This is a genomic window from Uliginosibacterium paludis (genome assembly GCF_039631355.1).
In the GTDB taxonomy this organism is placed as follows: Bacteria; Pseudomonadota; Gammaproteobacteria; order Burkholderiales; family Rhodocyclaceae; genus Uliginosibacterium; species Uliginosibacterium paludis.
Genome location: NZ_JBDIVF010000005.1, coordinates 54773 through 75242, shown reverse-complemented (window position 1 = coordinate 75242; position 20470 = coordinate 54773). Strand labels below are relative to the sequence as shown.

Here is a 20470-nt window from a genome sequence, read left to right as displayed (position 1 = left end):
CGAGCTCAGCAGCTCACGCCAGGGATGCGCCAGTCGGAGCGCCCCGTCTGCGTGAGCAGCTGGGTCGCGCGCTGCAGATCCCGCTCGGCGACCTGCTCCACCGCATCCCGCAGCCCCCGCTCGTTGCCGCAGTGATGCTGGCAGATGCCGATCAGGTAAAGCGGCCGCGGGCTGGCCGGCACCAGATCATGCACCTTGCGCAGGGCGGGAATGGCATAGGCATATTGCCCGAGCGCGATATGCGCATCGGCCAGCTCGAACCAGGCATCGGCATTGAGCGGCTGCAGGCGCACCTGCTTTTCGAGGGCGCTGACAGCCTCCGGCCACCAGCCCATGCGTGCGCGGATCCGCGCCAGCTCCTGCCACACCGCAGCATGCCGCGGCGCCCAGCCCGCCGCTCTCGCCAGCGCCTCTTCCGCATGTTCGAACTGGCCGTGAGTTGCTGCAATCCTTGCATAGTGCCGCGCACAGGCCACACAGCGCCGCGCGTTCAGAATGCGTCCGAACAGCACGGCGGCGCGACGGTCCGCCCCGATCGCCCGGGCCAGCCAGGCTTCCAGAAAATCGCGAATGATGCTGTGGCTCATGCCTCACCTCCGGTCAGTCCTGCACCCTGAGAATGAAGCAAAAAAAATGCCCCTGGGAGAGGGGCATGTCCTGATGCTGTTAGCACTGAGCGGGGCAGCCCCAAGGCTGCGCCAGCCGTTCAGTAGAGACGGTTGAGCCCGTTCAGCGCAGCCACCCGATAGGCCTCGGCCATGGTCGGATAGTTGAAGGTGGTATTCACGAAATAGCGGATCGTGTTGTGCGGCGCCGGCTGCAGCATGATGGCCTGGCCGATGTGGATGATCTCGGACGCCTGCGCCCCGAAGCAGTGAATCCCGAGCACCTCGAGCGTTTCACGGTGAAACAGGATCTTCAGCATGCCGGTCGTCTGTCCGGTGATCTGCGCACGGGCGAGGCTGCGGAACAGGCTGTGCCCGACTTCATAGGGCACACGGGCTTCGGTGAGCTCCCGTTCGGTGCGGCCCAGCGAGCTGATTTCGGGCAGCGTGTAGATGCCGGTCGGAATGTCGCGCGCGAGCTCCGAGCGGTAATTGCCGTCAACAAGGTGCGCCGCCGCATGCCGGCCCTGGTCGTAGGCGGCAGACGCCAGACTCGGCCAGCCGATCACATCCCCCACCGCATAGATGTGGGGCACCACCGTCTGGTAGTTCTCATTGACGGCAATCACGCCACGCTTGTCCGGCTCGATGCCCAGGGCTTCCAAGCCCATGTCATCGGTATTGCCCTGGCGGCCGTTGGCCCAGAGCAGGTAGTCGGTCTTGATGCGCTTGTTGGACTTCAGCTCCAGCACGACGCCGTTGTCCTCCACGTGCACGCCGGCCGCCTCCTCGTTGTGCCGCACCAGCACGCCCTGCTCGCGCAGGTGGTAGGCAAGCGCATCAACGATTTCGTCATCCAGGAAGGACAGCAGGCGGTCCCGGGTATTGATCAGATTCACCTTGCAGCCGAGATTGCGGAAGATCGAGGCGTACTCGCAGCCGATCACGCCGGCACCGTAGATCGTGATCGATTCGGGCGACTCGGTCAGGCGAAGGATGCTGTCGGAATCGTGAATGCGCGGATGGCTGAAATCGATTTCGGGCGGATGGTAGGGACGCGAGCCGGTTGCAATGATGAACTGGCGTGCGGTGCAGGTTTCACTGCCGCCGTTGTTGAGCTGGACCTTGACCGTATGCGGATCAACAAAACGCGCGCGGCCATGAATCACCGTGACGCTGTTGCGGTCGTAGAAATTCTGCCGCATCGAAACCTGGCGGCGGATCACGCCTTCCGCGGTGCGCAGGAGCTTCGGAAAACTGACGGTCAGATCGGCAGAATCGTGGAACTGGGGATTGTCACGCACCTCGCGCAGACCGGAAATCACCTGCCTCAGCGCCTTCGAAGGAATCGTCCCCCAGTGTGTGCAGCCACCGCCGACCATGCCGTAGGCCTCGACCATGGCGACCTTCTTGCCGGCCTTGGCGCATTTCATCGCCGCACCTTCGCCCCCCGGTCCCGAGCCCACAACAATGACGTCGTAATCCTGCATGTTCTCTCCGATCCTGTTGGCGTAATGTTCTTTTGCGTACCGGGATTATCCAAGCTTTGCGCCTGCAGCGGAAGCAGGGCAGACCCGGCTTCCGCCCCGCACCGGGCCCTGCGCCGGCCTCCCGCGCCGGCCGGACATCCTCCGGCGTATCCGCAGCCTGCTTGAAATGCCGGGCAGATTGATATACTGGCAGCTTCACTACAGTGAAGCGATGCCGTTCCCGCCCGAGAGCCCAGAAAGAAATCATGAACAAGATCATCTACACCCTGACTGACGAAGCGCCCGCGCTGGCCACCTACTCATTTCTGCCCATCGTTCAGGCTTTCACCCGGACGGCCGGCATTGCAGTGGAAACCCGCGACATTTCCGTTGCCGCACGCATCCTGGCCAATTTCCCCGAATCGCTGAACCCCGGGCAGAAAGTGCCTGACACGCTCGCCGAGCTGGGCGAACTGGCCAAGACTCCGGAAGCGAACATCATCAAGCTGCCCAACATCAGCGCCTCCGTGCCCCAGCTCAAGGCGGCCATCAAGGAGCTCCAGTCGCAAGGCTACGCGGTACCGGATTTCCCCGAAAACCCGGCCAGCGAAGAAGAGAAAGCCATCAAGGCGCGCTACGCCAAGGTGCTGGGCTCGGCCGTGAACCCCGTGCTGCGTGAGGGCAACTCGGATCGCCGCGTGGCCAACGCCGTCAAGCAGTACGCCAAGGCCCATCCGCACTCGATGGGCGCCTGGAGCGCAGACTCGAAGAGCCACGTCGCCCACATGGATTCGGGCGACTTCTACGGTAACGAGCAGTCCGCCGTGATCCCCAGGGCCGGCACGCTGAAAATCGAGTTCACCGACGCCGCCGGCCAAAGCAAGACGCTGAAGGAAGTGAAGGTCAAGGATCAGGAGCTGATCGCCACGACCTTCATGAGCGCCAAGAGGCTCAAGGCTTTCTACGAAGCGCAGATCGCTGACGCGAAGGCACAGGGCGTGCTGTTCTCGCTGCACCTGAAGGCCACCATGATGAAGGTCTCCGACCCCATCCTGTTCGGCCACGCCGTCAGCGCCTACTACAAGGATGTGTTCGCGAAGCATGCCGACACCTTCGCGAGGCTGGGCGTGAATGTGCGCAACGGCATTGGCGACGCCTACGCCAAGATCCAGAGCCTGCCGGAAGCCGAACGTGCCGCAATCGAAGCCGATCTGCGTGCCGCTGAAGCCGCCGTACCGGTCGCCATGGTTGATTCCGACCGCGGCATCACCAACCTGCATGTGCCCAGCGACGTGATCGTCGACGCCTCCATGCCCGCCGCGATCCGCGCGTCCGGTCAGATGTGGAACGCCGCCGGCAAGCAGCAGGACACCAAGTTCACGATTCCCGACCGCTGCTATGCCGGCGTCTATCAGGCCGTGATCGAAGACTGCAAGGCTCACGGCAAGTTCGACGTCACCACCATGGGCACCGTGCCCAACGTCGGCCTGATGGCGCAAGCGGCCGAAGAATACGGCTCACACGACAAGACCTTTGAAATCGCCGCAGACGGCGTCGTGCGCGTCATCGCGGAAGACGGCAGCGTGCTCACCGAGCACAAGGTCGAAGCCGGCGACATCTGGCGCATGTGCCAGACCAAGGACATCGCCATCCAGGACTGGGTCAAGCTCGCCGTCACCCGCGCCCGCGCCTCCGGCGCCCCCGCCGTGTTCTGGCTCGACGAAGCCCGCGCCTATGACCGCAACCTGATCGCCAAGGTCAAGCACTACCTCCAGCAGCATGACACCGCCGGGCTCGAAACCCCGATCCTGTCGCCGGTGGAAGCCTGCAAGCTGTCACTGCGCCGCATCCGCGCCGGTCAGGACACCATCTCGGTCACCGGCAACGTGCTGCGCGACTACAACACCGATCTCTTCCCGATCCTCGAACTGGGCACCAGCGCCAAGATGCTCTCCATCGTGCCGCTGCTGGCCGGTGGCGGCATGTACGAAACCGGCGCCGGCGGCTCGGCGCCCAAGCATGTGCAGCAGTTCCTCGAAGAGAACTACCTGCGCTGGGATTCGCTCGGCGAGTTCCTGGCTCTGCAGGTGTCGATTGAAGAGCTGGCCGCCAAGACCGGCAACCAGGCCGGTGCCGTACTGGCCGAATGTCTGGACGCGGCCAACGCCAAGTTCCTCGAAAACGACAAGTCGCCCGCGCGCAAGGTCGGCCAGACCGACAACCGCGGCAGCCACTTCTACCTGGCGCTGTACTGGGCCCAGGCACTTGCCGCCCAGTCGAAGGATGCCGGCCTGCAGGCGAAGTTCAAACCGATCGCCGAGAAGCTGACCGCTGACGAAGCGAAGATCGCGGGCGAACTGATCGCCGCCCAGGGCAAGCCGGTCGACATCGGTGGTTACTACCACCCGTCATCGGAAAAGTGCGCTGCCGAAATGCGTCCGAGCGCAACGCTCAACAGCGTGCTGAACAGCATCCAGTAAAGCCCCTGGGCTCCGGCGCCCGCCGGATGCCGGCAAGAAAAAGCCCCGACGGAAACGCCGGGGCTTTTTTCATGCAGTTGGCCCTGGAACGGCTACTGACGCCCGGTGCTGCCGAAACCGCCCGCTCCGCGCTCGCTCGCCGCAAAGTCATCCACGATGTTGAGCGCCACCTGCACCACCGGCACAACCACCAGCTGCGCAATGCGATCCATCGGCTGGATCGTGAAGACTTCCTTGCCGCGGTTCCAGGTCGAGACGAAGACCTGGCCCTGGTAATCGGAATCGATCAGGCCGACCAGGTTGCCCATCACGATGCCGTGCTTGTGACCCAGCCCGGAACGGGGCAGGATCAGCGCGGCCAGCTTCGGATCCTCCAGATGGATCGCCATGCCGGTCGGAATCAGCTGGGTGTCACCCGGATTCAGGGTCAGAGGCGCATCGAGGCAGGCCCGCAGATCGAGCCCGGCAGCACCCGCGGTGCCGTATTGCGGCAGGTTGTCGCGCAGACGCGCGTCGAGGATCTTGATGTCGAGTTGATGCATGGTTTCAGTCAGGAAAGGTTGGATTCAGACCTCGACCTTGAAGCCGAGATCCACTTCGGAAGCAGGCAGACCGCGCACGCCCCAGTTTTCGCGGGGGATCTCGTTCAGCCGCACAAGGATGTGGTCGGCCGGGATCCCGAGCGGCGCGAGATGTTCAACGATGGCCGCATACAGCCTGCGCTTGGCAGCGACCGAGCGGCCGGCAAAGAGATCAATCCCGATCAGCGTGAAACGCGCCGGATGCGCCTTGCCCGGCGGACAGGCAAAGCAGGCCGGTGAATGAGTGACCAGGCGCACGATCCGGTCATCCGCCGGAATTTCCAGCGCACTCACCATGGCCGCATGCAGCGCGTCGATCAGGGCCTGCGCCTCCTCGGCGCTGTAATCACGGCGGACTTCGATCAGCGCAGCGGGCATCTCAGGCATCCAGCATGCGGGCAAGATGTGCAACGATGCCGGCCGCTACCTCATCCTTGCTGGCGGCTGGCAGAGGGTGATCACCCGCAGCGTCGAACAGCACGACCCGGTTCGTGTCGCCCCCCATGCCGTCCTGCACCAGATTGCCCACCACCAGCTTCAGCCGCTTGGCTTCGAGCTTGCCGCGGGCATAGCTCTCCAGATCGCGGCTTTCAGCCGCAAAACCGACGCAGAACGGCGCGGCCGGCAGCGAGGCCACGTCAGCGAGAATGTCAGGATTGCGCGCCAGACGGATCACCGGCGCCTCGCCGGTCTTCTTGATCTTGTGCTCTGCTGCGTCGTCCGGGCGATAGTCCGCCACCGCCGCCACGCCAATGAACACGTCGGCATGCGCCACGCGCTGCATGACCGCCAGATGCATCTCTGCCGCAGTCATGACACCGATGCGCTCAACCCCGGCCGGCGCCGGCAACGCGACCGGTCCGCTGACGAGCTGCACCTCTGCGCCCGCATGCCGCAGCGCCCGGGCCAGGGCGTAGCCCATCTTGCCAGAGGAAATATTGGTGATGCCGCGAACGGGGTCCAGCGGCTCGTAAGTCGGGCCGGCCGTCATCAGTACCCGGCGTCCGGCCAGTGGTTTCGGCTTGAAGAAAGCGATCAGCGCTTCGCGGATCGCCTCCGGCTCGCTCATGCGCCCTTCCCCGATCTCACCGCAGGCCTGCTCGCCGGCATCCGGCCCGATGAGCGTCACGCCGTCCTCGCGCAACTGCGCCACATTGCGCTGCGTGGCCGGGTTCGCCCACATCTGGCGATTCATGGCCGGTGCTACCAGCAAGGGGCAATCCCGGGCGAGCGCCAGCGTCGACAGCAGATCGTCGGCGAGCCCGTTCGCGATTTTCGCGAGCGTATTGGCCGTTGCCGGCGCAATCAGCAGCGCGTCAGCCGAACGGGTGAGGTCGATGTGGCTCATGTTGTTGGCGCGCCGATCATCCCAGGGATCGGTCCAGACCGGGTTGCCGGAGAGCGCCTGGAAGGTCGTCGGCGTGACAAAGCGTGCGCCGTTCTCCGTCATCACCACATGAACCCGGGCGCCGGCCTTGATCAGCAGGCGGGTCAGCTCCGCCGCCTTGTAGGCAGCAATGCCACCGGAAACACCCAGAACGATGGTTTTGCCCGTGAGTTCAGTCATGGCCGGCCAGACGCCCAAGTAAAAATCGAGCCCGCATTCTAACCCGCCCACCCCTGCCCGGACCTCCCATGGCAATCACCGACTGGCCCGAAGACGAACGCCCCCGCGAGCGCCTCCTCACTCACGGCGCAAGCGCCCTTTCCGATGCCGAACTGCTGGCGATCTTTCTGCGCGTGGGCGTCCGCGGCAAAAGCGCCGTCGATCTGGCCCGTGACCTGATCGCGCACTTCGGCAGCCTCGGCCGGCTGTTCTGCGCACCGCTGACCGAGCTGTGCAGCGTTCATGGCATGGGGGAAGCCAAGTTCAGTCAGCTGCAGGCGGTGTTCGAGATGTCGCGCCGTGCGCTGGAGGAGCGCATGCGCAGCCGCGACGTACTGGGCTCGCCAGGCGAAGTTCGCGACTGGCTGCGACTCAGGCTCGGCCAGCTGCCGCATGAGGTCTTCATGGTGCTGCTGCTCGATGCACAGAACCAGCTCATCGAGGCCCGCGAACTCTTCCGTGGAACGCTCACCCAAACCTCCGTGTATCCGAGGGAAGTAGTCAAACTGGCCCTCGAACGCAACGCGGCCGCGATGATCCTGGCCCACAATCACCCCTCCGGCGTGGCAGAACCCAGCCGGGCCGACGAGATGCTGACGCAAGCCCTCAAACAGGCTCTGGCGCTGGTCGACGTGCGGGTTCTGGACCATTTCATCGTGGCAGGAAACCAGAATCCGCTTTCCTTTGCCCAGCGTGGGCTGCTATAGTTACCGACTTTCCAGCACTCGGACTTGAGCTCGCCACGAGTTTCGGGCTACAATCGCGTGCTTTACGGAACCAGTTACCGGAGCGAGATATGTCTCGAGTTTGTCAAGTTACGGGCAAGGGCCCGATGGTCGGGAACAACGTTTCCCACTCCAACATCAAGACCAAGCGTCGTTTCCTGCCGAACCTGCAGAACCGTCGCTTCTGGGTTGAAGCAGAAAACCGCTGGGTCAGCCTGCGCGTCTCGAACGCCGGCCTGCGCACCATCGACAAGAAGGGTATCGAAGTCGTTCTCGCCGAGCTGCGTGCTCGCGGCGAGAAGATCTGATTTCGCCCACTGAACACATAGCGGAGATTAATCATGGCTAAAGGCGGTCGCGAAAAGATCAAGCTGGAATCCACTGCGGGTACCGGCCACTTCTACACCACCAACAAGAACAAGCGCACCACCCCGGAAAAGCTTGAGTTCATCAAGTATGACCCGGTCGTTCGCAAGCACGTTGCATATAAGGAAACCAAGCTCAAGTAAGCCTTGTGCGGCGCGGCCCGCACAATCGCTCACAGCCTGGTTCCGACCTGCTGCACACGAAAAAGCCCGCTGAAGCGGGCTTTTTTGTTTTTCGACTCCGGATTCCGACATGACTCACGCGTCCACAGAAAACCTCAACGTCGTCTCCTTCGATTCCATGCCCTCGCCGGGCGAAATCAAGGCCCGTCTGCCGCTCTCGGACGACATGGCAGCCCGGGTAGAGTCCGGCCGCAACACGATCAAGGCCATTCTGGACCGCAAGGATCCGCGGCCGATGGTGATCGTCGGCCCCTGCTCGATCCACGACCCCGTCGCCGGTCTGGATTATGCGCGTCGCCTCAAAGCGCTCGCGGACGAAGTCTCGGACACGCTGTTCGTAGTCATGCGGGTCTATTTCGAGAAGCCGCGCACCACGGTTGGCTGGAAGGGCTTCATCAACGATCCGCGCATGGATGACTCCTTCCGCATCGAGGAAGGCATGGAGCGGGGCCGCCAGTTCCTGATCGATGTGGTGAGCCTCGGCCTGCCTGCGGCCTCCGAAACCCTGGATCCGATTGCGCCGCAGTATTACGGCGATCTGCTGTCCTGGGCCGCCATCGGCGCCCGCACCACCGAATCCCAGACGCACCGGGAGATCGCCTCGGGGCTGTCTTCGCCGGTCGGCTTCAAGAACGGCACCGACGGCTCGCTGGACGCAGCGGTAAACGGCTGCCTGTCTGCCTCGCAGCCCCACAGTTTCCTGGGCGTCAATGACCGGGGTGAAACCTGCATCGTCCGCACCCGCGGCAACCGCTACAGCCATGTCGTGCTGCGCGGCGGCGGCGGTCGCCCTAATTACGACACGGTGTCGGTCTCACTCGCCGAGCAGGCCATGGCGAAGGCCAAGCTGCCGGCCAATCTGGTTATCGACTGCTCGCATGCCAATTCCTGGAAGAAACCGGAACTGCAGCCGCTGGTCATGAAAGACGTGATGGGTCAGATCCGCGAGGGCAATCGCTCCATCGTCGGCGTAATGATCGAAAGCTTCATCGAAGCCGGCAACCAGTCGATTCCGAAGGATCTCGGCGAACTGCGTTACGGCTGCTCGGTCACCGACGGCTGCGTGGCCTGGGACACCACCGAGCAGATGCTGCGCGAAGCGCGCAACACGCTGCGCGACAGCGTCGCCCGGCGAAAAAGCTGAGAAAATCCCCTTTCCCGAATTTCCCGCAAACAAAGGTACAAGCATGCACCTGGTTACTCCGTTCAAGGCGCTCCGCCCTGCCACCGGCCGTGCGGCCGAGATCATCGCCCCGCCCTATGACGTGCTCTCTTCCAGCGAAGCCCTCGAGCGCGCAGCGGGCAAGCCCTGGAGCTTCCTGCACATCTCGAAGCCGGAGATCGACCTGCCGGCCGGCACCGACATCTATTCGCCTGCGGTGTATGCCAAGGCCGCGGAAAACCTGCAGAAGATGCTGGACGCCGGCGTGATCGCTCGCGATGACAAGGCCTGCTACTACGTCTATCGCATCATCATGGGCAGCCATGTGCAGACCGGCATCGTCGCCGCAGCTTCGGTGGTCGAGTACGACACCCACCGCATCAAGCGCCACGAGTTCACGCGGCCAGACAAGGAAGATGACCGCGTGCGCCAGATCGAAGCGCTGAACGCCCAGACCGGCCCGGTCTTCCTGGCCTATCCGGAAGCCCCCTCGATCGACGCGATCCTGAATGCCACCCTCGCCGGCACACCTGACGCCGATGCAAGCGCAGACGACGGCATCCGCCACACGCTGTGGGTGATCCGCGACAACGCCACCATCGACCAGATCACGCGCGCCTTTGATGCCCTGCCCGCGCTCTACATCGCTGATGGCCACCACCGCTCTGCTGCCGCCTCACGCGTGGCCGCCGCCCGCCGCACGGCCAACCCGCACCACACCGGCGAAGAAGGCTACAACTACTTCCTCTCGGTGATCTTCCCTGCGCATGCACTGAAGATCATGGACTACAACCGCGTCGTCTGCGATCTGAACGGCCTGAGCCAGGATGAACTGCTCGCCCGCGTTGCCGAAGCCTATACCGTGACGCCCTCGACCACGCCGGTGAAACCCGCTGCCTACGGCGAAGTCGGCATGTACGTGGCCGGCCAGTGGTACAAGCTCGCCATCAAGCCCGAGCTGATCCCGGCAGACCCGGTCGAGCGCCTGGATGTGAGCCTGCTCACCACTCATGTGCTGACCCCGGTGCTGGGCATTGCCGACCTGCGTCGCGACAAGCGCATCGACTTCGTCGGCGGTATCCGCGGCCTGCCGGAGCTCGAAAAGCGTGTGAACAGCGGCGAGATGGCCGTGGCCTTCGCGATGTGCGCCACCACCATGAACGACCTGATGTCGGTGGCCGACGCCGGCCAGGTGATGCCGCCGAAGTCGACCTGGTTCGAGCCGAAGCTGGCTGACGGCATGGCCTCGCATGTGATCGACTGATCCGCTTCTGCGGCCGGAAAAAAGCCGACCCTCGGGTCGGCTTTTTCATAGCCGGACAATGCGGATCAGTTGATCACGATCCGTGCGTTGCGGGGCTGCACCGGACGGTTGTTGGGATGACGAACCACCCGGGCGAACTGCTCGACCTGGGCCTTCGAGCCCTCGACCGGCTGCTTCAGCACGATCCAGGACACGCCTTCGCTGCAGGGCGGCGTGGTGAGCGAGCCGCTGAAGTAGTAGTAGTCACGCTTTTTCGGCAGCAGTTGGGCTGCGGTCAGCCTGCCGTCAAACGCATGCTCGCCGTCTGCCTGCTCAGGCATCTGCTTCCAGAGGCTGGCCAGTGCGGACTGGGTACGGCCTTCGCGGAACATCACCGCCACCACGGCCAGACGCCCGGCCTTGTCCTGATGCACCAGATGCCCTTCCATGGCGAACTGCTTGCCGTGGATCTGGTTCTCGCTCGGCACATGGAAGTGCATCTGCTTGAGCTCATAGGCATGGCCGCCCAGCGTGAGCGTGCTGCCCGGCGCAAAGTTGGCCTGGATGGTGTGGCCATTGTTGACCACGCTGACCACCGGCGTCTTGTAGTCGAAACCGAGCTTCGGCAAGCCGGTTGCGTGCACTTCGCCCGAAATGTCGATGGGGGACTGGTTCTGACCTGCGGCACAGGTGGCGAACTCGGGCGCCAGCTCCGCCCAGTGCTCGGCGGCAATCTCGCCTTCATAGCCCCAGTGCGGGCCTTCCGCCCAGGCAGACGGAACGGCCGCGACGCCGGCCAGCAGCGCGGCGCCGATCAATGCTGATTTCATGCAAAGCTCCTTCGGATGAGAGGGGGAGAGCCGCATTCCTTGCTGAGTGAATGCGGCGCCGCGGATTCTCCTCCTCGCACCCCGGCCCAAGCTTGCATCAGCCTGACCGGGCACGCCCCGCCCGACGAACGTGCAGAAACACGCCCTGCCAGCCCCCGGCTCAGTCTGCCAGCAGCCGGAGATGATCAAGGATGGGCTGCAGGAAGGCAGCACCCAGCCGCTTGCTTCGCGCGCCATTCCAGCCGGTCCGCGGATCCGGCGCATTGGCGTTGTCCTTGAAGGGCATTTCCAGCGTGAGCGCCACACAGCCGAAGGTCGCTGCCGCCCACTTCGAGCACAGCGTCATCATCTCACCGGTGAAGCGGTCATCGCGGTAGCCGTGTTCGGTCTGGAAATCCGGGCTCGCGCGCTTGAGGTTCTCGAGGAATGCCGCCTGCAGTGCCAGATTGCGCTCGCCATAGCCCGGCACCATGTGGCTGCCGTCGATGAAGACATAGGGCAGCGTCTCGTCGCCATGAATGTCGAGGAAGAGCTCGGCGCCGATCTTCCTCATCGCGGCCTGGGCATGCAGCACCTCGGGGCTTTGCGCAAGCGTCGGCGCATGCCATTCGCGGTTGAGGTTGATGCCGGCAGCATTGCTGCGCAGATGGCCCAGCACGCTGCCATCCGGATTGATGTTAGGAATCAGGTGGAAGCTGGCGCGCTCCCGCAGTTCGCGCGCGACCGGATCGGCTGCATCGAGCAGGCGCTCGATCAGCCCTTCCATGAACCATTCGGCCATGCTCTCGCCAGGGTGCTGGCGCGCCTGTGCCCAGATCTGCCGCGGCCCGCTGCCGATATGCAGCACATCGAGGTCCCGCCCCTGCAGGCTCGTTCCGATGCATTCCACCTGCACCAGCGGCGAGCAGGCGCAGCGGCCGAGAAAATCGAGCCGGCGCTCCTGCGAATAGGGCTCGAAGTAAGCCAGCCAGACCGTGTCCTGCTCCGGCGTGAACTCGATGACCAGCTCCCGCCCGTCATAGAAGGTGTCTGCAATCCGGAACCAGTCCGCCCGGTCGTAACTCGCGGCACAGCGGTAGCCGTGCCAGCCGTCGGCATAGCTGCAGTCACCGGCGTTCTCGATCACCAGCCTGAGGCGCTGGCCCCGCACGCCGTGCAGCCGGAAATGGAACCACTGCATGAAAACGCCGCCCGCATCATGGCGGATCGCCAGGCGGATATCGGATGGATTGGACGCATCGCGGACTTCGATGTTGCCGCTGTCAAACTGGCTGCTGATAGAGATCATGGGAAATGGAAAGTCGTCAGTCGGAAATCAGTTGGCCTCACGGCGGAACACCCAGCGGTCGCCCTCGGACGCAGCGGCGGACCAGGCGTAGCCCTCCAGATCGAAGGCCTTGAGCGCCTCGGGGTCGGTCAGGGCATTGACAATGGCATAACGGCTCATCAGGCCGCGCGCGCGCTTGGCATAGAAGCTCACGATCTTCCAGCCGCTCCCCTTCCTCTCCTCGAAGACCGGCGTGATCACGCGCGCCGCCAGCTTCTTCGGCCGGACCGCCTTGAAATACTCTTCGGAGGCCAGATTCACCAGCACAGGTGGTGTTTTCTGGCGGGCAAGCTCTGCAGCCAGCGCCTCGGTAATCGTGTCGCCCCAGAAAGCGTAGAGATCCTTGCCCGCCGGGTTGGCGAGCTTCGTGCCCATTTCCAGGCGGTAGGGCTGCATCAGATCCAGCGGGCGCAGCACGCCATACAAGCCGGACAGCATCCGGAAATGTTCCTGGGCGAAAGCGATCTGTGCCTCGCTGAAGGTGAAAGCATCCAGCCCTTCATAGACGTCACCATCGAAGGCAAACATTGCCTGACGCGCATTCCTTGCGCTGAAAGGCCGGTGCCACTCGGCGTAGCGGGTCACGTTCAGGGTCGCCAGTGTGTCCGAAATGGACATCAGCCGGCTGATCTCGAGCGGACTCTTTTCACGCAGCAGGCCGATCAGGGCCTCGCTGCGATCAAGAAAGGCCGGCTGGGTATGTTTGGTGACGGGCAGCGGACGCTCGTAATCAAGGGACTTGGCGGGAGAGACGACGATCAGCATGGATGGACGGATTTCAGGCTGGGCAGGCGCACATGATAACGCTTCCCTCCACCCGCCCCGACTCGTAGACTCGCCGCTCCGCTTCAATCACGACGATAGCCATGTCCCTGCTTGACCGCTCGCTCGCCGCAGTCTGGCACCCCTGCACGCAGATGAAACAGCACGAAACCCTGCCGCTGATCGCGATTGCGCGCGGTGAAGGGCCGTGGCTGGTGGCCGAGGATGGCCGCCGCTATCTGGATGCCGTCAGCTCCTGGTGGGTGAATCTCTTCGGCCACTGCAACGCGCACATCAACCGGCGCCTCGCCGAGCAGATGGAAAAGCTCGAGCACGTGATCCTCGCCGGCTTCACGCACGAGCCGGTGGTGCGCCTCTCCGAAGAACTCTCAGCCCTCACCGGCCACGCGCTGGGCCACGCCTTCTACGCGTCTGACGGCGCCTCGGCCACCGAGATCGCGCTGAAGATGAGCGTGCATTACTGGCGCAACAGCGGCAGGCCCGCGAAGACGCGCTTCGTGAGTCTGGCCGGCAGCTATCACGGTGAGACCGTGGGCGCGCTGGCGGTGACCGACATCGCCCTCTTCCGGGAGGCCTACGCGCCGCTGGTGCGCGCTGCCGCCACCGTCGCTTCGCCCGACGCCCGCGCCGCCGAGCCGGGCGAATCCGCGGCTGACGTGGCCATCCATGCGGCCGCCGCGCTCGAAGCCTTTTTGGCCGAACACCATCATGAAACGGCCGCGCTGATCGTCGAGCCCCTGGTGCAATGCGCGACCGGCATGGCGATGTATGACCCCGAATACCTGCGCCGCGCCCGCACCCTCTGCGACCAATATGAAGTGCATCTGATCGCCGACGAGATCGCCGTCGGCTGCGGCCGCAGCGGCAAATTCTTCGCGATGGAGCACGCCGCGCCCCGCTCCTCGGGAGAGGGGTCGGGGGAGAGGCCGTCAAACTTCTGGCCGGATTTCCTGTGCATCTCGAAAGGCATCTCCGGCGGCTACCTGCCGCTCTCGCTGGTGCTCACCACCGAAAGCGTCTATCAGGCTTTCTACGCCGACGAGGTGGCGCGCGGCTTCCTGCATTCCCACTCCTACACCGGCAACGCGCTGGCCTGCACGGCCGCCCTGGCCACGCTGGAAATCTTCCGCGACGAGCAGGTGCTGGCGCAGAACCTCGAACGCGCCGCCTGGCTGGCCCGCGCAGCCGCGCCGATCGCCGCGCACCCGGCGGTGCGCCACCTGCGCCAGCAGGGCATGATCCTCGCGTTCGACGTGGACGCTGCCCCCGGCTTCGCGCGCCGCTTCCACACCGCGGCACTCGCTCAGGGCCTGCTCCTGCGCCCCATCGGCAATACGGTCTACTGGATGCCGCCCTATGTGCTGGACGAGGCACAATGCCAGTGGCTGGGCACCGCAACACTGGATGCGCTGAAGCAGAGCCTGCAGGCCTGAGGCAGAAGGTCTTCTGCATGCCATGAGCATCCCGCTCACGCCTCGCGGCGAACCCGTCTGCGCCGCGTACTGACCCGAGGAATACGCCGATGAGAATCCGCTCCCTTGCCCTCGCAGCACTGCTGGTGCTGCTGGCCCTGTTCGTCGCCCTCAACTGGGACGTCCTCTCCGCCCCCGCCGTGCTGAGCCTCGGGTTCACGCATGTCCAGGCCCCGCCGGGCCTCGTGCTGCTAGGTTTCGCGGCCGCACTCTGCGGCGTGCTGCTGATTCACATCCTGCTGCTGCAGGCCGGCGTGATCATGGAAGGGCGCCGGCTTGCCAGAGAAATCGCGACCCAGCGCGAGATCGCGGACAAGGCAGAGGCCTCTCGGATTGCGGAGCTCAAAAACCTGATCGACACGAGTGTCGTGCAGCGCGAGGCCGACTCGGCGGCCCTGCGCGCCGCCCTGATCGATCAGGTGAATGAGTCGACCGCTTCGCTCTCCGCCCATCTCGGCGAGATCGAAGACAAGCTCGACCGGGTGCTGGGCAGCAAGCCGCTGTGAGCGCGTTGCTCAGGCTTCGAGCCTGAGTCGCTCAAGCCGCAGCAGGCAACGGCTGAAAGATGCCACATGCATGGCGTGGGAAAACTCGCCGCTCACGATCCGGGCCAGCACTGAGGCCACCGATTCGACGCTGACCTCGATTTCCTCGGACGCATCGAGCGCCTGCCCGGCCACACGACGCGCATTGCGGGCGATGAAGAGATGAAGGCGGTTCGCCTGCCGGGCCGGATTCGGAAACATCGTGCCGACGGTCTCCCAGTCATCGCTGGCGTAACCGGTTTCCTCGAGCAGTTCGCGCTTGGCGGCCTCGAGCGCATCCTCGCCAGCATCGATGATGCCGCCCGGCAACTCAAGGCTCGCGATCATCGCCGGATAGCGGTACTGACGGACCAGTACCACCCGACCCGCTTCGTCGAAAGCACAGATGTGCGCCCATTCCTTCTCGTGCACCACGTAATAGGGATCGAGCACCATGCCATTGGGCAACTCGGTGCGGACGGCCGAGACGCCCAGCCAGTGATCGGTGATGACAGGGGTATCGGAGAGAACTTTCCAGGGACGCATGATGCTCGGGGCCGCGCGGCTGCAGGGGTGTGCAGCTTAACGCCCGCCCCCGCGCGCAGCAAGGCGGGCTCAGTGCTGCATCACCGGATTGCGCTGCCAGATTGCCAGCGTCAGCGCGGCGGCATACGCGAGCCAGGGTACCGAGGGCAGCAGCATCCAGCCCGCAGGCCGGTCCAGACGCATGAAACCCACGCAGCAGGCGCTCATGAGCAGGAACAGGAACACCGCATCCACGAAAGCCCACATGCCGAGCTGCCGCGCAAAGAACAGCCAGGTCCAGACGGCGTTGGCCACCAGCTGGATCGAGAACAGGCTCAGTGCCAGCGTGCGCGTAGCCGAGGCGGCCTGCACGGAGACCCGCCAGACCGCGAGCAGCATGAGCAGATAGAGCAGGCTCCAGACCGGCGCGAAAAGATTCGCCGGCGCGGCCCAGCGCGGCCGCTCGAGTTCGTCATAGAGCCTGATCGCGTCCATCGAGGCGATGGCCCCGATGCCGGCGGTGATCAGGACCGGCATCAGCCACAGGATGAAATGCAGTGCGGGCTGGCGCACATGGGCGGGGCTTTCGGCCCCGGCTTCGGTGGTTTCCATGACTGACTCCCGTCCCGACAGATGAAGCCCTCGCCTGCCCGGCGCCGCGCGGGCACCGGGCACCACGCTTACCAACCCTGCTGGTAATGGGCCTTGGCAGAAGCCATGCAGACGTCCTTGCGCTCGCCCTTGAGCGCATCGCATTTCTCCGCCGCCAGGCGGTAATCCGCCTTGAGGTGGGCCTCGTCCGCATCTTCGATGGCGGCATCAGTCTTGCGCGCGAGCTTCATGTCGGCTTCGGACTTGTCGCGCGCCGTCTTCGCCGCGCGCACGCAGACGTCGCGATCATTGCCCGAGAGCGCCTCGCATTTTCTGCGCTCCACCTCATAGCGGGCCTCGACCTTGGCCTTCCAGAGATCCGTCTCGTCTTTCTTGCTGCCGCTGTAGTTGTACTCGAGCTGGGCCAGCGCGATCTTCTCGCGGCCCTTGGCGACTTCCAGGCACAGGCTGCGGTCCTCGCCGCTGCGGGCTTCGCAGGTTTCGCGTTCGAGCTTGAAGCGGGACTTCACCTCGGTCCGTGCGCCCTCGTAGACGGGCTTCGAGAAGTTCGCCGCGCGGGCGTTTCCGACGGTCATCAGGGTGGCGAGCAGCAGGCCTGCGCAGTAGAGCGGCTTGAGCGTGTACATGGTGGTCCTTTCGCAGAAAGCATCGGAATGCGAGCCGCCGGCACCGCCCGAGGCGACGCGCCCGGCCCGCATGCATCCAGTATTGCGGTCACGCGGTGCCCGCCCCAGCAGCCTCTGCCGCCATCGCGTGTAGGTGCTGGCCTACATACCCCGCCAGCGGCTTCATGCACAATCCTTCGACACGCCCCCGGAGTGCGCTGCGCCGGCACGCCAGCGCGACCTCAAGCACGGCACACGAGCAGACGCCATGGACTCAGCCCGCACCGCACCGGCCCGCAAGCACGACCTCCCGGTTCTCGCCGGCACGCTGGCCCTGTCGAGCAGCCTCTTCGTGATCGACGCGCTGACCCCGCTCGGATATTCCATCTGGATATTCCAGGCCTGGGCGGTGGCGCTGGCGATCTTCCAGACCCGGCCGCGCCTGCCCTGGCTGCTCGCCGCACTCGCCACAACCTATACCGCCGCGGGCGTGACGCTGTCACCCGAGGGTGCAAACGTCTCGATGAATCTCGTCCTCTTCAACCGGACGGCGGGCTCGACCAGTTTCTTCGTCATCGGCTTCATCGTGTCGCTGGTCATCAGCCAGCGCGAAGCCGCGCAGCGCAATCTCTGGCTGCAGCAAACCGAAAGCCAGCTGGCCCAGGCGCTCGCCGGTGATCTGCTGCCGGCAGAAATCGGCGCGCGCAGCTGCGATGTGCTCTGCGCCCGCCTCGACGCGCGGGTCGGCGTGCTCTACACGGTCCAGGGCGAGCGGCTGCTGCCGGTCGGCAGCCACGGTCTGGACGCTACCAGTCAGGTGCGCACGCTGGGCTTGCATGACGGCCTGCTCGGTCAGGCCTGCCGTGACGGGCGCTTCCGCGCGCTGAGCCCGGCGCCCGAGGGGCATCTGCCTGTCCAGACCGGTCTGGGCCGGAGCGAGCCGAGCCACATCCTGATCCTGCCTCTCCAGATCGAAGGCCGCGTGCTGGGCGTGATCGAGCTGGGCCTGCAACGTCGCGAACTGGACCTCACGCCGCTCGCCGGCTTGGCCAGCCAGATCGCGGAAGTCGTGGGGCTGGCGTTGCGGGGGGCGATGTATCGCGAGGAGCGGCAGAGCATGCTGGCCGAAGCGCAACAGCAGGCCGAGGTGCTGCAGGCCCAGCAGGAAGAATTGCGCGTCAGCAATGAAGAGCTCGAGGAACAGGGCCGCGTGCTGCGTGAATCGCAGGCGGCGCTCGAAGTGCAGCAGACCGAGCTCGAGCGCGTCAATCAGCAGATCGCGAGCTATGCGGCGAGTCTCGAGCAGCGTCAGGCCGAGCTCCTGCGCTCGCAGGCCGAACTGTCTGAAAAGAGCACGGCGCTGGAAACCGCCAGCCGCTACAAGTCCGAATTCCTCGCCAACATGTCGCACGAGCTGCGCACGCCGCTCAACAGTTCGCTGATCCTCTCTCGCCTGCTCATGGAAAACGGCGGCCAGCGCCTGAACGAGGACGAAGTGCGCTTCGCGACCGCCATTCACGACTCCAACAATGATCTGCTGCTGCTGATCAATGACATCCTCGACCTCTCCCGCATCGAAGCCGGACATGTCGAGCTCGCTGCCGAGGCGGTCAATCTCGCCGAACTCGCCAGCCGGATGGAAGCAGTGGTCGATCCGCTGGCGCGGGAGAAAGGCCTCGCCTTCCGCGTGCACTTCGAGCCGGGCACGCCCGACACGCTCGAGACCGACAAGCAGCGCCTGCAGCAGGTGCTGAAGAATCTGCTCTCCAACGCGGTGAAGTTCACCGCCGCCGGCCAGATCGAGCTCAGCCTGCGGCCGCTGGCCGACGGTGGCGTGGGTTTCGATGTCACGGATACCGGCATGGGCATCCCGGCCGAGAAGCATGAAATCATCTTCGAGGCTTTCCGCCAGGCTGATGGCAGCACCAACCGCCTCTTCGGCGGCACCGGCCTCGGCCTGTCGATCTCGCGCGAACTGGTCGTCCGCATGGGCGGCAGCATCCGCTTGCGCAGCGAGCCGGGTCGCGGCAGCACCTTCACCGTCGAACTGCCCGCCCATCTGCCGGAAACGCCGGTCGCCGCTGCGCTGCTGCGCAAGCCGGCAGCGCCGCCGGCAAGCCTGCGCCCCGGCCTGCCGGCCGCCGCGCCGGCCCCGGCGCCCCCCGCACCGCCTGCTCCGCGGCGCCCGAAAAGCGGCCGGCGCCTGGTACTGGCGGTGGATGACGACAGCGAGTTCGTGCAGGTGCTGCAGCAACTCGTCGAGGAAATGGACTTCGACTGCCTGGTGGCCGGCAACGGCAGCGAGGCGCTGGCGCTCGCGCGCGAGTACGCCCCGGCCGGTGTGCTGCTGGACGTCGGCCTGCCCGATGTGTCCGGCCTCTCGGTGCTGGAGCGCCTCAAGCACGACCCGGCCACACGGCATATTCCGGTGCATCTGGTTTCCGCGGTGGACCGCAGCCAGACCGCGCTGGCGATGGGCGCGATCGGGCATGTGGTCAAACCGGCGCGGCGCGAAGAACTGGTGGCCGCGATTGCCCGCCTGCGCGAGCGGGCCGACCAGGCCCTGCGTCGCGTGCTGGTCGTCGAGGATGATCCGCAACTGCGCGAAAATCTTCAGCATCTGCTGGCAGGGCCGAACACCGAAATCGTTACTGTCGGCTCGGCCGCCGCCGCGCTCGACGCCCTGGCCGACCGCGCCTTCGACTGCATGGTGACCGACCTCGCCCTGCCGGACGCATCCGGCTTCGATCTGCTCGAACGCATGGCCGCGAATCCGGCACAGGGCTTCCCGCCGGTCATCGTCTATACCGGTCGCCAGCTCAGCCGCGACGAGGAAACGCGCCTGCGCCGCTACTCGCGCTCGATCATCGTCAAGGGCGCCCGCTCCCCGGAACGCCTGCTCGACGAAGTCACGCTCTTCCTGCACAGCGTCGAGGCCAACCTGCCGCCCGAGCAGCAGCGCCTGCTGCAGTCGGCCCGCAAACGCGACAGCACTCTGGAAGACCGGCGCATCCTGCTGGCCGAAGATGATGTGCGCAACATCTTCGCCCTCACCAGCGTCTTCGAGCCGCTCGGCGCGAGCCTCGAGATCGCGCGCAATGGCCGCGAGGCCCTGGATCGGCTTGACCGTGACCCGCCCATCGACCTGGTGCTGATGGATGTGATGATGCCGGAGATGGATGGCATTACCGCGATCCGCCAGCTGCGCGCGCGCCCCGGGCATGCGGACATTCCGGTCATCGCGATCACCGCCAAGGCGATGGCGGATGACCGGCGGCAGTGCCTGGAGGCCGGCGCCAACGACTACCTGGCCAAGCCGATCGACGTGGATCGGCTGGTGTCCCTGTGCCGTGTCTGGATGCCCCGGTAGCGC

General features: G+C 65.1%; 20 protein-coding genes. 9 read left to right on the top strand and 11 right to left on the bottom strand.

Translation table 11 applies throughout. The features are described 5' to 3' along the window. Positions 1 to 5 precede the first annotated feature (5 nt). Positions 6 to 587, bottom strand: coding sequence for a tetratricopeptide repeat protein (locus ABDB87_RS13940; protein WP_345928057.1), 582 nt, complete (start codon positions 585 to 587; stop codon positions 6 to 8). Positions 588 to 706: 119 nt separating this feature from the next. Beyond that, on the bottom strand, positions 707 to 2095 hold the full coding sequence (gene sthA / locus ABDB87_RS13935) for a Si-specific NAD(P)(+) transhydrogenase (RefSeq protein WP_345928054.1): 1389 nt from the start codon (positions 2093 to 2095) through the stop codon (positions 707 to 709). Positions 2096 to 2340: 245 nt separating this feature from the next. Here sthA and ABDB87_RS13930 point away from each other — a divergent pair, with 245 nt between their 5' ends. Continuing rightward, entirely contained in the window at positions 2341 to 4554 is a 2214-nt protein-coding gene (locus ABDB87_RS13930) for an NADP-dependent isocitrate dehydrogenase (protein WP_345928052.1), read from the top strand. 92 nt (positions 4555 to 4646) lie between these two features. Here the strand turns inward: ABDB87_RS13930 and dut are convergent, their stop codons facing one another. From dut to coaBC, 3 genes are read right to left on the bottom strand one after another with little or no spacing between them, the layout of a single operon-like run. After that, positions 4647 to 5096: a dUTP diphosphatase gene (gene dut, locus ABDB87_RS13925; RefSeq protein WP_345928050.1), complete on the bottom strand. Its 450-nt coding sequence runs from the start codon at positions 5094 to 5096 to the stop codon at positions 4647 to 4649. Between the two features lie 24 nt (positions 5097 to 5120). Continuing rightward, positions 5121 to 5513: a tautomerase family protein gene (locus ABDB87_RS13920; RefSeq protein WP_345928048.1), complete on the bottom strand. Its 393-nt coding sequence runs from the start codon at positions 5511 to 5513 to the stop codon at positions 5121 to 5123. Between the two features lies 1 nt (position 5514). Further along, a complete protein-coding gene (coaBC, locus tag ABDB87_RS13915; protein WP_345928046.1) occupies positions 5515 to 6702 on the bottom strand; it encodes a bifunctional phosphopantothenoylcysteine decarboxylase/phosphopantothenate--cysteine ligase CoaBC in 1188 nt (395 codons plus the stop codon). 68 nt (positions 6703 to 6770) lie between these two features. Here coaBC and radC point away from each other — a divergent pair, with 68 nt between their 5' ends. The 5 genes from radC to ABDB87_RS13890 all read left to right on the top strand — a co-directional run bounded on the left by radC (position 6771) and on the right by ABDB87_RS13890 (position 10440). Further along, the gene (gene radC, locus ABDB87_RS13910; protein ID WP_345928044.1) at positions 6771 to 7448 is read left to right on the top strand and encodes a RadC family protein; all 678 of its coding nucleotides are present in this window, start codon (positions 6771 to 6773) and stop codon (positions 7446 to 7448) included. 89 nt (positions 7449 to 7537) lie between these two features. Continuing rightward, on the top strand, positions 7538 to 7774 hold the full coding sequence (rpmB, locus tag ABDB87_RS13905; RefSeq protein WP_345928042.1) for a 50S ribosomal protein L28: 237 nt from the start codon (positions 7538 to 7540) through the stop codon (positions 7772 to 7774). Positions 7775 to 7807: 33 nt separating this feature from the next. Beyond that, positions 7808 to 7975, top strand: coding sequence for a 50S ribosomal protein L33 (rpmG, locus tag ABDB87_RS13900; RefSeq protein WP_345928040.1), 168 nt, complete (start codon positions 7808 to 7810; stop codon positions 7973 to 7975). Positions 7976 to 8084: 109 nt separating this feature from the next. After that, the gene (locus tag ABDB87_RS13895; protein WP_345928038.1) at positions 8085 to 9158 is read left to right on the top strand and encodes a 3-deoxy-7-phosphoheptulonate synthase; all 1074 of its coding nucleotides are present in this window, start codon (positions 8085 to 8087) and stop codon (positions 9156 to 9158) included. Between the two features lie 43 nt (positions 9159 to 9201). Next, entirely contained in the window at positions 9202 to 10440 is a 1239-nt protein-coding gene (locus ABDB87_RS13890) for a DUF1015 domain-containing protein (RefSeq protein ID WP_345928036.1), read from the top strand. A gap of 65 nt (positions 10441 to 10505) precedes the next feature. Here the strand turns inward: ABDB87_RS13890 and ABDB87_RS13885 are convergent, their stop codons facing one another. The 3 genes from ABDB87_RS13885 to yaaA all read right to left on the bottom strand — a co-directional run bounded on the left by ABDB87_RS13885 (position 10506) and on the right by yaaA (position 13341). Continuing rightward, positions 10506 to 11249, bottom strand: a complete 744-nt coding sequence (locus ABDB87_RS13885) for a carbonic anhydrase (protein ID WP_345928034.1) — start codon at positions 11247 to 11249, stop codon at positions 10506 to 10508. Positions 11250 to 11409: 160 nt separating this feature from the next. Then, positions 11410 to 12537 carry a M14 family metallopeptidase gene (locus ABDB87_RS13880; RefSeq protein WP_385919215.1) on the bottom strand — a complete coding sequence of 376 codons (1128 nt, stop codon included), beginning with the start codon at positions 12535 to 12537 and terminating at the stop codon, positions 11410 to 11412. Positions 12538 to 12564: 27 nt separating this feature from the next. Next, positions 12565 to 13341: a peroxide stress protein YaaA gene (gene yaaA, locus ABDB87_RS13875; RefSeq protein ID WP_345928032.1), complete on the bottom strand. Its 777-nt coding sequence runs from the start codon at positions 13339 to 13341 to the stop codon at positions 12565 to 12567. A gap of 101 nt (positions 13342 to 13442) precedes the next feature. Between yaaA and bioA the strand changes: the two genes are divergently transcribed. Further along, positions 13443 to 14792, top strand: a complete 1350-nt coding sequence (bioA, locus tag ABDB87_RS13870; RefSeq protein WP_345928030.1) for an adenosylmethionine--8-amino-7-oxononanoate transaminase — start codon at positions 13443 to 13445, stop codon at positions 14790 to 14792. A gap of 89 nt (positions 14793 to 14881) precedes the next feature. Continuing rightward, positions 14882 to 15337 carry a hypothetical protein gene (locus tag ABDB87_RS13865; protein WP_345928028.1) on the top strand — a complete coding sequence of 152 codons (456 nt, stop codon included), beginning with the start codon at positions 14882 to 14884 and terminating at the stop codon, positions 15335 to 15337. A gap of 9 nt (positions 15338 to 15346) precedes the next feature. Here the strand turns inward: ABDB87_RS13865 and ABDB87_RS13860 are convergent, their stop codons facing one another. The 3 genes from ABDB87_RS13860 to ABDB87_RS13850 form a co-directional block, all read right to left on the bottom strand. After that, positions 15347 to 15901 carry an NUDIX hydrolase gene (locus tag ABDB87_RS13860; protein WP_345928026.1) on the bottom strand — a complete coding sequence of 185 codons (555 nt, stop codon included), beginning with the start codon at positions 15899 to 15901 and terminating at the stop codon, positions 15347 to 15349. A gap of 69 nt (positions 15902 to 15970) precedes the next feature. Further along, positions 15971 to 16492 carry a TspO/MBR family protein gene (locus ABDB87_RS13855; RefSeq protein WP_345928024.1) on the bottom strand — a complete coding sequence of 174 codons (522 nt, stop codon included), beginning with the start codon at positions 16490 to 16492 and terminating at the stop codon, positions 15971 to 15973. Between the two features lie 68 nt (positions 16493 to 16560). After that, positions 16561 to 17118, bottom strand: coding sequence for a hypothetical protein (locus tag ABDB87_RS13850; protein WP_345928022.1), 558 nt, complete (start codon positions 17116 to 17118; stop codon positions 16561 to 16563). Between the two features lie 247 nt (positions 17119 to 17365). Here ABDB87_RS13850 and ABDB87_RS13845 point away from each other — a divergent pair, with 247 nt between their 5' ends. After that, a complete protein-coding gene (locus ABDB87_RS13845; protein ID WP_345928020.1) occupies positions 17366 to 20467 on the top strand; it encodes a hybrid sensor histidine kinase/response regulator in 3102 nt (1033 codons plus the stop codon). Positions 20468 to 20470: the final 3 nt, after the last annotated feature.